The sequence below is a fragment of the Paraburkholderia ferrariae NBRC 106233 genome (assembly GCF_000685035.1).
GTDB lineage: Bacteria > Pseudomonadota > Gammaproteobacteria > Burkholderiales > Burkholderiaceae > Paraburkholderia > Paraburkholderia ferrariae.
The window spans coordinates 134,369-149,045 of sequence record NZ_BAYB01000002.1; the positions used below are offsets into that span (position 1 = coordinate 134,369).

Annotated in this window: 10 protein-coding genes; 5 read left to right on the forward strand and 5 right to left on the reverse strand. The window is 65.7% G+C overall.

The genetic code is table 11. The annotated features are described in order from the left end of the window. Window positions 1-31 precede the first annotated feature (31 nt). Together BFE01S_RS00910 and BFE01S_RS00915 are read left to right on the forward strand one after the other, a co-directional pair. Window positions 32-1,369, forward strand: coding sequence for a cation:proton antiporter domain-containing protein (locus BFE01S_RS00910; RefSeq protein WP_028223968.1), 1,338 nt, complete (start codon window positions 32-34; stop codon window positions 1,367-1,369). A 90-nt stretch (window positions 1,370-1,459) separates the two neighbouring features. Beyond that, complete coding sequence (locus tag BFE01S_RS00915; protein WP_028223969.1) at window positions 1,460-2,530, forward strand: hypothetical protein; 1,071 nt, start codon at window positions 1,460-1,462, stop codon at window positions 2,528-2,530. 24 nt (window positions 2,531-2,554) lie between these two features. On the opposite strand, the gene BFE01S_RS36910 is transcribed toward BFE01S_RS00915, so the two are convergent. The 4 genes from BFE01S_RS36910 to BFE01S_RS00935 all read right to left on the reverse strand — a co-directional run bounded on the left by BFE01S_RS36910 (window position 2,555) and on the right by BFE01S_RS00935 (window position 9,319). Beyond that, window positions 2,555-2,989, reverse strand: coding sequence for a DUF3005 domain-containing protein (locus BFE01S_RS36910; protein ID WP_084169418.1), 435 nt, complete (start codon window positions 2,987-2,989; stop codon window positions 2,555-2,557). Window positions 2,990-3,151: 162 nt separating this feature from the next. Further along, a complete protein-coding gene (locus BFE01S_RS36915; RefSeq protein WP_042336951.1) occupies window positions 3,152-6,454 on the reverse strand; it encodes an efflux RND transporter permease subunit in 3,303 nt (1,100 codons plus the stop codon). Window positions 6,455-6,466: 12 nt separating this feature from the next. Further along, window positions 6,467-7,675 carry an efflux RND transporter periplasmic adaptor subunit gene (locus tag BFE01S_RS00930; protein WP_028223970.1) on the reverse strand — a complete coding sequence of 403 codons (1,209 nt, stop codon included), beginning with the start codon at window positions 7,673-7,675 and terminating at the stop codon, window positions 6,467-6,469. Window positions 7,676-7,756: 81 nt separating this feature from the next. After that, window positions 7,757-9,319, reverse strand: coding sequence for an efflux transporter outer membrane subunit (locus BFE01S_RS00935; protein ID WP_028223971.1), 1,563 nt, complete (start codon window positions 9,317-9,319; stop codon window positions 7,757-7,759). A gap of 700 nt (window positions 9,320-10,019) precedes the next feature. Between BFE01S_RS00935 and BFE01S_RS36920 the strand changes: the two genes are divergently transcribed. Further along, complete coding sequence (locus BFE01S_RS36920) at window positions 10,020-10,877, forward strand: helix-turn-helix transcriptional regulator (RefSeq protein ID WP_042336952.1); 858 nt, start codon at window positions 10,020-10,022, stop codon at window positions 10,875-10,877. Here BFE01S_RS36920 and BFE01S_RS00945 read toward each other — a convergent pair. Next, a complete protein-coding gene (locus BFE01S_RS00945; RefSeq protein ID WP_028223972.1) occupies window positions 10,870-12,087 on the reverse strand; it encodes a phytanoyl-CoA dioxygenase family protein in 1,218 nt (405 codons plus the stop codon). The genes BFE01S_RS36920 and BFE01S_RS00945 overlap by 8 nt on opposite strands. Before the next feature lie 97 nt (window positions 12,088-12,184). Here BFE01S_RS00945 and BFE01S_RS00950 point away from each other — a divergent pair, with 97 nt between their 5' ends. Both BFE01S_RS00950 and BFE01S_RS00960 read left to right on the forward strand, forming a co-directional pair. Next, entirely contained in the window at window positions 12,185-13,222 is a 1,038-nt protein-coding gene (locus BFE01S_RS00950; RefSeq protein WP_028223973.1) for a LacI family DNA-binding transcriptional regulator, read from the forward strand. Between the two features lie 312 nt (window positions 13,223-13,534). Continuing rightward, window positions 13,535-14,662: a TIGR03364 family FAD-dependent oxidoreductase gene (locus BFE01S_RS00960; RefSeq protein WP_028223974.1), complete on the forward strand. Its 1,128-nt coding sequence runs from the start codon at window positions 13,535-13,537 to the stop codon at window positions 14,660-14,662. The last annotated feature ends 15 nt before the right edge of the window (window positions 14,663-14,677 follow it).

The window sequence follows — 14,677 nt, forward strand, 5'->3', positions numbered from 1 at the left end:
CGATGGCAAGAGGAGGAGGGAAAGCCAGCCGATGGCGGAAGAAGCGTCGTGGTTCTTGCTGGTCGGCGTGCTGCTGATGTTCATGGCCCTCGCGCGCGGGCCCATCGCCCGGCTGCCGCTCACGGGCGCGATGATCTATCTCGTGGTGGGCGTGATCGTGGGGCCGGGCATGCTGGGGCTCGTGCATATCGATCTCGTACAGCACGCGAGCACACTCGCCGTGCTCGCCGAAGCGGGGCTCGTCGTTTCGTTGTTCTCGGTCGGCATGCATTTGCGCGTGCGGCTGCGCGACCGCTTGTGGCGGCTGCCCTTGCGGCTCGGCGTGCTCTCCATGGTACTGAGCGTGGCGTTGATGTTCGCGTTCGGCAGGGCGATGGGCGCGGCGCCTGGCGTCGCGCTCTTTCTCGCTGCCACGCTCGCGCCTACCGATCCCGTGCTCGCCAACGAACTGCGCGTGCGCGAAGCCGGCGACGCGGAACCGGTGCGCTTCGCCCTCTCCGGCGAGGGCGGTCTCAACGACGGCGCCGCGTTGCCGTTCGCTTTGCTCGGTCTCGCGCTGTGCGGTTTGCGCGTGCCGGGCACGCAGAGCGCCGCAACGTTCGTGCTCTCGCTGGTATGGGGTTTCGTCGGGGCGCTGCTGATCGGCGCGCTGCTCGCCACGCTCTGCGTGCGGGTCGTGCTCCATCTGCGTACCCGTTATGGCGAAGCCGTGGGGCTGGATGGCTTCATCGCGATCGGGCTCATGTCGGTGACCTATGGCGTTGCGTTGCTGCTGCACGCGTACGCGTTCGTGGCCGTGTTCGCGGCAGGGGTTGCGCTGCGTCACGAAGAGTTGCGCGCGACCGGCGAGCGCCGCCCCGCCGAGGCGCTGGAGACGGTGCAACTGGGCGAGCGCGCCGAGGTCGCGAAAGATCCTGAGCGCGCCCACGCACTGCTCGCCGAGAGCATGACGGGCTTCACGCTGGAGATCGAGCACTTCGCCGAGTTTTCGGTGCTGCTCGTCATCGGCTGCGTGATCTCCGCGCATTGGCGCGACATGCTCGATGCGCGTACGGCACTGTTTGCGCTCGTGCTGGTGTTCGTGGTGCGGCCGCTCTCCGTGCTGATTGCCATGACAGGCGCGCAGGCCGACCGGCAGCAGCGCTGCCTGATGGCATGGATGGGCATACGCGGCGTGGGCGCGTTCTACTACGCCGTGTGGGGCATCGCGCTGGCCGGGAACGCGCTGCGGCCCGTGCTGCCGGCGGCGCTCGACGCGATTGCGATCTCCGTGCTGCTGCACGGCTCGACGGCGGGCGGCATGCTGGGGCGCTATTACCGTCGCAAGGAAGCGCAGAGCGCCGCAGTGCGCGGGCATATGCCGATGTAGGCAGGCTTTGCCGTGCGACGGGAGAGCCGGGGCACGCATTTTGCTGTGCCGCGGCCAGTCCAACTCCCATGCGCAACCTGCCCGACCATCATGGTTTCAAAAGCCACCGTCCTCTCCGTTCTGGGCGCCGCCTGTCTGGCCAGTGCCTGCGTGCATATCGGCCCCACGCGGCTGCGAGCCGATCAGGTGGACTATTCGCGAGCGCTCGGCGACGCCAAGAAGCGCGAAATCCTGGCTACGATCGTCGGGCTGCGTTATGGCGATGCGCCCGCATTTCTCACGGTCAGCTCGATCATCGCGGCCTATCAGTTCGATTCCACAGCGGGCGCAACGGGCAATCTCGGTTCGGGGTCCGAACCGAACTATGCCCTTGCCACCGGCACGGTGTCGTACGGCAACCACCCCACCTTCACCTTCGCGCCAACCACAGGCGAAGCCTATGCCACGGCCTACATTCGCCCGCTCGCGCCGGAACTCGTGTTGCCGCTCGCCGAAGGCGGGATACCGATCGACTTGTTGCTGCGCATGACGGCCCAGTCGATCGGCGGCTTGCAGAACGGCAGCGCGCTCGGCGGCGAGAACGCTGCCGGGGCGTCGGGCTTCTTCGAACTTCTGCAGGCGCTGCGGCGCCTGCAACTGGCCGGCGAACTCAATGTGGAGTCTCGCAACGAGAAGGGCAAGAGCAGCGTGTATTTTGCAATCGGGGCGACGGAAGGGGCCAAGCCGCCCGAAGTCGCGGCCGACCTCGCACGCGTGCGTGCGCTTTTGCATCTCTCGGCCAAGACGCGGACTTATGAAGTGGTGTACGGCCCTTCCGCGCAGCGCGGCGATCGCATTCCCATGGTGACGCGTTCGGTGCTCGGCATCCTTACCGATCTTGGCGCGCAGGTGCAGGTGCCGGATGCGGACGTCAGCAGCGGTGCGACCAAGCCGACCGTGGGCCTGATCGGCGGCGAAACGCGGCCCACCATCATCGTCCATGCTGGGGCGAAGGCGGGCAATCATGCCTACGTTGCGGTGGACTACGACGGCACGCAGTATTGGGTCGAACGCGACGACTTCGATTCGAAATATGCGTTCACGGTGCTGCAGAATCTGATGGCGCTCGCCGAATCGGATACGAGCGCGAAGGCGCCGGTGGTCACGATACCCGCCAACTAGAGCGCCGCGCTTGGCAATGCGCGATCAGTCGTCGTCGGGCGCGATGCTGAATACGCGTTCCGTACGGTGTTCGCCGTTGTAGCCCGGCACGCTCACGTAGCCCTCTATCTGCACGTGAAAGCCGCTCCGGGTGCCGATGGGCGGCAGCGCGCCGACCACGCGGCTATCGAACCCGCCCAGACCCTCAGACGGCACGGGCACGTGATTTTCCGGCGTGGCGTTGGACGTGACCACGTTGTCCTGGAGCGGGGACGCATCGCGCCTCGCCTCGCTGGTCTTGCCGTCGGCATCGACGCTTGTGCCGCTCGATACCGTGCCGGCCATCTCGACGGTCATGATGCGGCGGCTTGCGCGGGCCAGCGGGTCCGGGCCGGCGGCCGGGCCCGGCACCATCGCGGGCTTGCGGGTGGCCATTTCGGCTCGCTGGGCTTGTGCTGAGTTGCGGGGGGGACGGGGCATATCGGTCTCCTGTCTGGGTTGCCTGTTCGCCTACCCCTGCTGCGCATCGCGCGTGCCGGGCCGCCTGGCTTGCTCCCTCGAAGCAATTAGCCCCTTCAGCCACAAAGAAAAACGGCAGCACGCGTAGCACGCGTGCTGCCGTTCGAGACCGGGACGTATCGGTTATTCGCTGGGTTTCGGGGCCGGTGCGGGTCCCGCGCTGGGTTCGTCGTCCTCGTCGTCGTCGCCCGCATGATGGATCTTGCGCGAGACTTCGTCGAGCTTGTCGCCCAGCGCGCGTCGCACCGTGACGTAGAACACCGGAATCAGCAGGAGGCCGAAGAACGTGGCGAACATCATGCCGCCGATCACGCCCGTGCCGATCTCGTGCCGCGACGAGGCGCCGGCGCCCGTGGAGAGCACCAGCGGCAGCACCCCCAGGATGAACGCCATCGAGGTCATCAGGATCGGGCGCAGCCGCAGCTTCGCAGCCTGCACCGTGGCCTCGAAGAGTGTCATGCCGTTCGCCTGGCCTTCCACCGCGAATTCGACGATCAGGATCGCGTTCTTCGCGGCCAGCCCGATCACCGTGACCATGCCGATCTTGAAGTAGATGTCGTTAGGCACGCCGCTCAGGCGGCAGAACGTCACCATGCCGAGGAGGCCCAGCGGCACCACCAGCAGCACCGCCACCGGAATCGACCAGCTCTCGTAGAGCGCGGCGAGACAGAGGAACACCACCACCACCGAGAGAATCATCAGCAGGGTTGCTGCATTCCCCGCAAGAATTTCCTGGTAGGACTGACCAGTCCAGTCCGCCGCGAAACCCGGCGGCAGCGACTTGTTGATGATGTTCGTGATCACCTGCATTGCCTGGCCGGTGGAATAGCCGGGCGCCGAGTTGCCGACGATCTCGATGGCCGAGTAGCCGTTATAGCGCGGCAGCGCCTGCGGCCCGACGCTCCAGTTCGCCTTCACGACACTCGAGAGCGGCACCATGTTGTACGGGCTGATCGCGGCGTTGCTGACCGAGGGGTTGGCCGGCGTCTCGTAGCCGCTGGCATTGACCGCCGTGCTCGTGCTCGTGCTGCCGGAGGCGGTCGTGCCCGACGAACTGCTGCTGACGTTGGACGGCGTGTAGATGTGCTGGAGCGCGTCGAGCCCCATGCGGTAGGGCGCATCGGCTTGCAGATACACGCGCTTCACGCGGCCGCCGTAGGTGAACTGGTCGATGTAGTACGGCGCGAGCTGCATTTGCAGCGAGTTGTAGACGTCGGTGAGCGAGAGCCCCATCGACGCCGCCTGCACGCGGTCCACCGTCACCTGCAACTGCGGCGCCGCTGGCAGCGAGTTCGGGCGGACGCCGTAAAGCTCGGGGCTCTTGCCCGCTTCGGCCAGCAGCTTCATTTCGGCCTGCCCGAGCTGGGCCCGCGATTGTCCGGCGCGCGCCTGCAGGAACATGTCCACGCCGCCGAACTGGCTCAGCCCGCGGATGGTCGGCAGGTTCACCACGAAGATCTGCGCGTCGTTAATGCTGTGCAGGATCTGGTTGGCCTGCGGGATCAACTGCATGGCCGACTTCGAGCGCTTGCCCCAGTCGGCCAGCTTGATGAAGACCATGCCGACGTTTTCGCTGTTGCCGACGAAGCTGAAGCCCTTGACGTCGAAGACCCCCACGATGTCCTTGCCGATCGGGCTGTGCGAGAGCTTGTCGCCGATCTCCGCCATCACGTTGCTGTTGCGCTCCAGCGTCGAACCGGAAGGCAGGTTGACGAGCGCGAGCATGAAGCCCTGGTCTTCGTCGGGGACGAACGAGGTCGGCATGCGCGCGTAGAGGAACCCGGCCAGTGCGGCGAGGAGCACGAACAGCATCATCCAGCGCGGCGCATGGCGCACCGCGCGGCCCACCTGGCCGAAGTACGTGTTGCTGATGCGGTTAAAGCCCTTGTTGAACCAGCGGAACACGAAATGCGAGTCGCCGTGGTGATCGGGCTTGAGGATGGTCGCGCACAGCGAGGGCGTGAACGACATCGCGAGGAACGCCGAGAAGCCCATCGAAATGGCGATGGTCATGGCGAACTGCGCATAGATGATGCCGGTGGCGCCCGGCTGGAACGCGGAGGGCACGAACACCGCGGCCAGCACCACCGTAATGGCGACAATGGCGCCCGTGATCTGCCCCATCGCCTTGCGCGTGGCTTTCTTCGGACTGAGCTTCTCCTCGGACATGATGCGCTCGACGTTCTCGATCACCACGATCGCATCGTCCACCACGATGCCGATTGCGAGCACCATGCCGAAGAGCGTCAACTGGTTGAGCGAGAAGTGCAAGGCCTTCAGGCCGATGAACGTACCGAGCAGCGCCACCGGAATGACGAGCGTGGGGATGATCGTCGCGCGGATGTTCTGCAGGAAGATCAGCATCACGAAGAAAACGAGGATGATGGCCTCGACCAGCGTGCGCACCACGTCCGTGATCGACGCCGTGATGAACGGCGTCGTGTCGTAAGGCACGTTCCACGTGACGCCGGAAGGCAGGTCTTTCGCGAGCACCGCCATTTCGGCCTTCACCGCATTGGCCACGGCAAGCGCGTTGGAGCCCGGCAGCAGGTACACGCCCATGCCGCCCGCCGCCTTGCCGTTGTACGCCGCCGAAGAACCGTAGCTCTGCGCGCCGAAGGTGATGCGCGCAACGTCGCTCAGGTGCACGACCGTACCGTCGTTGGTCGTGACGAGAATGATGTTCTTGAACTGCTCCAGCGAAGAAAACAGCGTGTCGCCGGACACCGTGGCCGTGAACACCTGCCCCTTCACCGCCGGGTCCGCGCCCACGGCGCCGGTGGCGAACTGCGCATTCTGCGCGTTCACGGCGTTGAGCACCTGGGTGGTGGAAAGGCCATAGCCCTGCAGCTTGTCCGGATCGAGCCAGATGCGGATGGCGTATTCCGAGCCGAGCATGAAGGTGTTGCCCACCCCGTTGATCCGCGCGATCACCGGCTGGATCTGCGAGGCGACGAGGTCGGAGAGGCGGTCCGCGTCGATGGCGGGGTTATCCGACTGCAAGCCGATGAACATCAGGATGTCCGGGCTCGCCTTGGCGACCACCACACCCTGTTGCGTCACTTCGGCGGGCAGGAGCGGCTGCGCGAGCTGGACCTTGTTCTGCACCTGGACTTCGGCAATGTCGGGGTCGGTGCCCGTGGCGAAGCTCAGCGTGATGGTGGCCGTGCCGTTGCTGTTCGAGGTCGAGCTGAAGTACAGCAGGTTGTCGATGCCGGTGAGCTGCTGCTCGATCACCTGCGTGACCGTCGATTCCATGGTGGCGGCGTTGGCGCCCGGATAGGTCGCCGTCACCGTCACCTGCGGCGGCGCGATATCCGGGTACGAGTCGATCCCCATGCGCGATAGCGAAATCACGCCAATCAGGCAGATCAGAATAGGGATCACCCAGGCAAAAACCGGGCGGTCGATAAAGAAACGTGGCATGAGGCGGACTCCTTACGACTTGTCGGCAACGGCCTGGGCGCCCGATGCCGGGGCGGTGGCCGCCTGGGCCCCGCTTGCGCCTTGCTGCCACGGACTTGCCTTCACGGACACGCCCTCGTGCACGCTCTGCAGTCCGGTCACGATCACCTGGTCGCCCTCGGCGAGTCCGCTCGTGATGATCCAGTTGTTCTGGTAGCTCTCGCTCGTGGTGACGTCCTTGCGCGCGACCTTGCCGTTCGCGTCCACCACCAGCGCAAAGGCGCCCACGGTGTCGCGCTGGATGGCCTGCTGCGGAATCAGGAAGGCGCCGTTGCGCTGGCCCAGATCGACCATCAGCGACACGTACATGCCGGGCAGCAGCTGATGCTGCGCATTGGGAATCAGCGCACGCAGATTGACCGCGCCGGTGGCCGGGTTCACGGTGACATCCGAGAAGTCGAGCGTGCCCTGCTGGTCGTACGGGGTGCCGTTGGGCAACGTAACCTGCACGCTGGTGGCGTTTTGCGGCGCGAGCGCAATGTTGCCCTTGCTCTGCGCCTGCTTCAGCGTAACGAGATCGGCGGCGCTGATCGTGAAGTTCACGTAGAGCGGATCGATCTGCTGCACGGTCGTGAGGAGCGTGCCGCCCGAGCCGGCGTCGGCCGTGCTGGAGCCCACCACGGCGCCTACCGTCACCTGCTGCTGTCCGGCGATGCCGGCAATGGGCGACGTGACCTTGGTATAGCCGAGGTTCAGGCGCGCGCCGTCCACCGCGGCCTGGTCCGCCTTGACCTTGGCTTCGGCGCTGCGTTCGGCCGCATCGGCGTTGTCCACGGTCTGTTGCGAGACCGAGCCCACCGGCAGCAGCTTGTGATAGCGTCCGGCGGTGATGCGGTCGTTCACGTAGGTGGCCTGGTCTTCGGCCAGCGTTGCGAGATCGTTATTGAGTACCGACTGATAGTAAGCCGGATCGATTTCGAAGAGCGTCTGTCCTGCCTTCACGGTGGCGCCTTCCGTATAGGCGCGCTTCACCAGCACGCCGGACACGCGCGCCGTCACGTTGGCGCTGTAGTAGGCCGAGAGCCGGCCCACCAGGTCGCGCTGCAGCGGCACGTTCTGCGGCTCCGCCTTCACGACGCTCACCTGAGGCGGCGGCGGGGCTGGAGGCTCGCTTTTGCTACAGGCCGCGAGGGCAATGAAACCGATGGACAGCAGCGACGCGCGCACAGGCAGTAACGTCATAGGACACCATGCTTGCATGATCGTGGAAAGGGAAAAAGCCTGCAAAGGACGGGCGGAGGAGGCGTGGGATCTGCGCACGCTTCACCGCACCGGAGGGGCCGAGGTGGCCGACGTGGCTGAAGCGGAGGCGCCGGCCGACGCTACCGCATCGACTGCGTGCTCTTTTGTGTCGTCCCACTGCCAGCCGCCGCCGAGGTTCTTGATCAGCGTGACGCTGCTTTCGGTCAGGAGCGCATGCGTATCGGACAGGTTCTGCCGGGCCGTGAGCAGCGTGAGCTGCTGGTTGAGCAGGTCCTGTTCGCTGGCGGTGCCGATGGTGTACTGCGCGTGCTCGCTGTCGAACAACTGCCGGTTGCGCTGGTAGATATTCGTGTAGGAGTCCGCTTGCTGCTGGAGGTGATTCCACGACGAGAGACTGTCCTCCACGCTCTGGAACGCGCTCAGCACGGTTTGCCGATAGCTTGCGACGTCTTCGTCGTAAGTCGCCCGCGCTTCGTGCACGGCCGCCGTGCGCGCGCCGCCGTCGAAGATCGTCGCCGCGAGATCCGGGCCGAGCGTCCAGAAGCGGTTGGGCACCGAGAAGAGATTGGCGAGCATGTTGTGCTGGAAGCCGCCTTCGGCCGAAAGGGTCAGCGTGGGGAAGAAGGCCGCTTCGGCCACGCCGATCTTCGCGTTGGCCGAGGCCGCCGTGCGCTCGGCGCTCACCACGTCGTAGCGGCGTTCGAGCAGTTGCGAGGGCAGCGCGAGCGGCACGGCCGGCGTGGCGAACGCGTAATGCGGATCGGCTTCGATCGAAAACCCGCCGGGCGGCACGCCGATCAGCACCGCGATCGCGTGTTCGTCCTGCTCGCGCGTGATCTGCGTGGTCTGCAGTTCCGCGATCACGAGTTCGAGGTTGTCCTGCGCGTTGAGCACGTCGTCGGCCGAGGAGATGCCTTGCTTGTAGCTTTCGCGCGTCATGTCCAGGATGCGCGCGTCGATCTGCTGCTGCTGCTTGAGCAGGTCGATGTCCACGTCGGCCTGGCGCAGTTCGAAGTAATCGACGGCAACGCTCGCGGCAATGGAGAGGCGCTCGCCGGCGAGCTGGGCGTCGCTGGACTGCGCGCTGGCCTTGCTCGATTCGATCTCGCGCCGTATTTGCCCCCACAGGTCGATCTCCCAGCTTGCCGCCGCGTTCACGCCCACGGAGTTGTTGACGCCCGGCACGGCGGTGCTGGTGGAGTTCGTTGCCGCGGCGGCGGCGCCGCTGCCGTAGCCCGAGCGCGCGCCCGAGGCGCCCGCCGTGATGGTCGGGAAGAGGCTTGCCGTATTGGCCTCGACGGTGGCGCGCGCAAGCCGGTAGGCCGCTTCGGCCTGGGCAATCGACTGGTTGGCCTTGAGCGACTGGTCGATCAGGTCGGTGAGCTTGTCGTCGTGATAGTCGAGCCACCAGGTGCTGGACAAGGAGGCCTGCGGATTGGCTTCGGCCCGTTGCCAGTCCACCCCTTCCTTGAACGTGGCCGGAATCTGGACCGCGGGTTTCTGGTAGTCCGGCCCGACCGCGCAGCCTGCCGCGACGAGCGCCGCCGCGACCATGGAGCCGTATCGCAGGGCGCGCAGACCTGCGCGCTCCGGGGATGACCTTACGCTACCGGATGTGTTCATTCACTAACCTGTTATAGAGGTGCGGGCTTCGAACGGGGCAGCCTGGGCGACTCCGGGTGGTGCGCCGCCATGGGGCATCGCCACGATTCTGTCGCGGCCGCCCCCGATCGAAGGAGCCTTGTCCTGCCTTCCCGCCCGCGTGTCATGTCAGGAAAGCAGGACAACGAACTGTTCAGGGTTTTTGCACAAACGGCATCGGAGCCGGGATTTTGTACGTATGCCCCGGCAATTGCGCGGCCTCGCCTGTCGTGACTTCCCACTTACCAGGAGGGCGGTGCGCGCATCGACGATGCAGGACGCTCACCTTACTTGTCCTTACGATCCGGCATGGGGAGCCGTTCGACGTTTGCAGTCAGTTCGGGGCCGATGGGAGCCCATCCTAGCGCTTTTCATATTTGTGCGCAGAATCTGGGGCGGTCATGCGGGCCGAACCTGGCCGGGGGACGAAAAAGGCGTGAGGCCCCGCCGTTTGCACTGACCGGGCAACAGGCGCGCACTGCATCGCGAAGCCCGGCTGCCGGCCCGCGAGCGTGGTGCGGGTTGCCGATACCGGTCAACCATGCCAACAATTTCCTTTCATCAACCGGGCCGGTGATTGCGATGCATTGCTCGCGTCCTGGGGGTGCGACGGAGTCGAAGTATCGCGGCGCCAGGCGTCCGGGTAAAGTAGTGAGGTTATGGTAGTAAGAGCACTAACAGGATGAGCGCCCCTCTGGCTTCTGAAAACCTGCTTGGCACCTATCTGCGCGAGCGCCGCGCGCGGCTCGATCCCGCCTCCCTGGGCTTTTCCTCCCAGCGCCGCCGCACGCGCGGCTTGCGGCGCGAGGAAGTGGCGCAGCTCGCCAACATCAGCCCGACCTGGTACACCTGCCTCGAGCAGGGGCGCGGCGGAGCGCCCTCGGCCGACGCGCTCGACCGGCTTGCGCACGCGCTGATGCTGAGCGAAGTGGAGCGCGAGCATCTCTTCCTGCTGGGGCTCGGCCGGCCGCCGGAGGTGCGCTACCGCAAGCACGACGGTGTCGAGCCGCGGCACCAGCGGGTGCTCGATGCGCTCGATCCCGGTCCCGCCATCATCAGGACGGCCACGTGGGACATCGTGGGCTGGAACCGGGCTTCGACGGCGTTGCTGCTGGGCTTCGGGTCGGTGCTGCATGCGTCGCACAATGTGCTGCGCTTTCTCTTTCTCGACCCGCGCGCCCGCATCATGCATTACGACTGGGAGAAGACGGCGCGCTTCACACTGGGCGCATTCAGGATGGACGCCGCGCGGGCCGGGGCGGGGGAGGCGGTGGAGCCGCTCGTCGAAGAGCTTTGCCGCGAGAGTCCGGAGTTCGAGGCCATGTGGCGGGACAACCTCGTGGAGAGCCCGCGCGGCGAGCCTGTCAAGCGCCTGCGCCATCCGGAACTGGGGCTCCTTACGCTCGAAATTTCGGTTTTCTCGGTCGATGGCCGCTCCGATCTTCACCTCGTGATTTTCAATCCGGTGACGGCGGACGACGCCGGCAAGGTTCAGTCGCTCATGGAGCGACATCGAGATTACTTCAGTAATGCTAAGTAAAATCCCGGGTGGTCCTGCGTCGCCAGTCGTAATTCTGCAAGGCGTCGCGAAGCGCGGTGTCCGCCCAGTCTTCGTCGATTGCCTGGCGCAGGAGGGTTTGCTGGCTTCGCGGCGCGAGTCCGCCTGAGGGCGGATCGCGGTCGAGGTTGGTGGGGAAGGGATAGCCTTCGGCACACGAGGCGATGACCGCATCGATCTCGCAGGCACTCATCCGGCGAGCGGCATGGCTTGCCTTCAATACGGGGAACACCGCCTCGCACATGCGCCGCCGGTCCAGCGTCTCCATCGCACGTCCGAACGCGGACGACACCTGCAGCAGATTGGCCATGCGCTGAACGCCCGTGACGGGATGCGTGCGGTTTGCGCCGGCGGCATGAAACAGCGCGGGATTGAAAAACAGCGCGTCGCCCTTCGCGAGCGGCAATTGCACGCAATGCGCTTCGAAGTACTCGCGAAACTCCGGCCGGCGCCATGCGAGGTAGCCCTCGGCATAGCGCTGCGAGTACGGCAGGAGCTTGGTCGGGCCGCTTTCCACCGGCATGTCGCTGTGCGCGACGGCACCCTGCAGCGTGAGAAACGCCGACATGCGATGCACGTGGGCCGGATAGCGCTGCGCTTCTTCCACGGTCTGGAAGCCCAGGTGGTAGTCGCGGTGCGCGAGTTGCGCCGCGCCGCCCGGCCTCACGACGTTGACCTGCGAGGTCATCTGCCAGGCGGGCCCGAGCCACGCCTGCGCCGCTGCGGCGAGCATGGGGTTGGCGAAGTAACGTGCGAAGACTTCGGGTGCCTGCACGCAGAGCTTTTCCTGCGCGTTCCAGATGCGGTCGTTGGCGCCGGCTTGCGCGAAGTGGTCGCCTGCACCGGCCCCGCTTGCCCGTTCGCTGCGGATGATGGATTCGAACACCGCGGTCGCTTCGTCGATGGGCGTGGTGTCCGTGAATGCCTGCTTGAGCACCAGCACGCCCGCGCCGTCGCGCAGCACACGGACCCACTCGCCCTGGAGGGCCGCGCGCTGCTGCCTGGCATCGGCCACCGCGTGCGCCAGTTTTCGGCAGTCGTACACGGGAATGCTTTCGCAGACGTCGTCCGCAAATGCCAGTGGCGCATTCTCGCGGCGCTCGACCTGCTCCGAAAATGCCTCCAGCGAACATTCGCGTTCGGCGTACCAGACCTTGCTGCCTTGTCCCCACTGCTCGTCGTTGCGATCCATCGCGTCTCCTTGCGTTTCTGGATCCAGCATAGCGGCCGAAGTCGGGATCGGGCTATCATAAAGCCATCAAAAACACATCAAGACCGAGGTGGCGAACGTGGCTCGCCGGTTTCTCGTGAAGGAGATCGCGTTGCAGGCCGGCGTGGGCCTGGCTACGGTCGATCGCGTGCTCAACGGGCGCGCGCACGTGCGCGAGCACACGCGCAAGCGGGTCGAGCAGGCCATTCGGGAACTCGAGAAGCAGGAACTGCAACTGGCTACGGCGGGGCGCAAGCTCATTGTCGATGTGGTGGTGGAAGCGCCGTCGAGGTTTGCGGACGAAGTGCGCGAAGCGCTCGAAGCGGAGTTGCCGGGCCTGCATCCGGCCGTGTTCCGGCCGCGTTTTCTGATGCGCGAGACGATGACGACCGAAGAGGTGGTCGAGACGCTGCACGCGATAGGCCGGCGCGGCAGCCACGGCATCTTCCTGAAGGCGCGCGACGTGCCCGGGATTGCCGATGCGATCGGCGAACTGCAACGGCGCGGTATTCCGGTGGTGACGATCTTTACGGATATCTCGTTGTCCGGCCGTCTCGCCTACGCGGGTCTGGACAATCGCGTGGCGGGTGCCACGGCGGCGTGGCTCGTGGGCCAATGGCTCGGAAAACGGCGCGGCAGCGTGTTGATTACCCTGAGCGACGAGCGCTTTCGCGGCGAGGAGGAACGCGAGATCGGCTTTCGGCGCGCACTGCGCCAGCGCTTTCCCCAGCTTGCGTTGATCGATGCGAGTGGCGGGCATGGACTGGACGCGGCCACCGAGGCGCGGGTGCGCAGTGTATTGGCGAAGCATGCCGATATCGCCGCCGTGTATTCGATGGGCGGCGGCAATCCCGCGATCCTGCGGGCGCTAGGCGGGCGGCGGCACCCGGTGTGCTTCATCGGCCACGATCTGGACCGGGACAACGTGCGACTGCTGCGCGAAGGGAGGATTCAGGCGGTGCTGCATCACGACTTGCGCCAGGATATGCGTTCGGCCTGCCAGCGTGTGATGAGCTTTCACAAGCTGCTGCCGGCGGCGGCGGTGTCGCCGTCCTCGTCTGTGGTGGTTGTCACGCCGGAGAATATTCCGGAGCATATTGCCAGCCGTTTTCGCTGATGGGGGCGCATGCCTTGGGTGCTTGTGTGTACAGGGTGTAAGTTATCTTGCCTGGAGCGCGTTCAATAAATTGTTCGGAATACTGATTTATCGGGGAGTGGAGATAGAGGATCGAATGAAGCCGGATACGTGTGGACACTGCCATATGGGTGTCTTCTGGACCGGGTATAGTGCGGGCTGGAAAGCCATCTCGAACCTGTATTCCATGCTTACTCTGACTTACAGCGGCGCCTTGCCGTCCAGCATTGCCCTTGTTTTCTTCCTCCCTCGCTGCCTTAGTCTGTCCGCCACGCCTGCTTTCCGGAGGCAGGCATGAGTGAGCGTTTCGATATCGCGGTAGTCGGGGGCGGCATCGTAGGTCTTGCCGTCGCGCTGGCCGCGGCGCGCAAGGGCAAGCGTGTCGCGGTGCTGGACCGCAGCGCGCGGGCCACCGGCGCTTCGATTCGCAATTTCGGCTTCGTCACGGTGACGGGGCAGGAGGCCGGCGACCACTGGGCTCGCGCCATGCGCAGCCGGGAGGTCTGGCAGGAAGTCGCTCGGGAAGCCGGTATTGCCGTCCAGCACCGTGGCGTGGTGATTCCCGCGCGGCGCCGCGAGGCTGCCGACGTGCTGCACGCCTTTCTCTCGACCGACATGGCCGAGGGCTGCAAGCTGATCTCGCGCGACGAGGCTGCTGCCATCGTTCCGGCGTTGCGGCTCGACAAGGTCACGGAAATTCTTTATAGCCCGCACGAACTGCGCGTGGAATCGGCCGAGGCGCTGCCGAAGATCGCCGCGTGGCTCGCGCAACGGCACGGCGTGGTGTTTCACTGGAACACGGCGGTGCTCGCGGTGGACGGCCACCGCGTCGAAACGAGCCGCGGTCCGGTTCATGCGGATGCCGTGGTCGTTTGCCCCGGCGACGATCTTTCCACGCTGTTTCCGGAGCGCATTGCCCCTTACGGCTTGCGCATCTGCACGCTGCAGATGCTGCGGCTGGCTGTGCGGGACGCCCGGCCGGCGTTCGGTGCGGCAGTGATGTCCGACCAGAGCATCGCGCGCTACGAGGGCTTCGCAGCGCTGCCGGAAGCACAGGCGCTGATTCGCAAGCTCGACGTGGAGGAAAGCGAATATCGCGCCGCGGGCATTCATCTGATCGCGGTGCAGTCCGCGGACGGATCGCTCGTGGTGGGCGACAGCCACGTGTATGGCGACGCTCAGGCGCCGTTCGCGCAGGCGCGTTTCGACGAGCTGATCCTCGACGAATTCGACCGTGTGTTCGACTTGCCCGCGCGCGAGGTGGTCAATCGCTGGATCGGCTGCTATGTGTCGTCGAGCGAGCGGCGGGTGCTCGTTGACCGGCCGGCGGATCACGTTCGCATCGTCATGGTGACGGGCGGCACGGGGGCATCGACGGGTTTTGCGCTTGGCGAGCAGGTCATTGCCGACCTGGGTATTTAAGGCTTCGGGCCCACG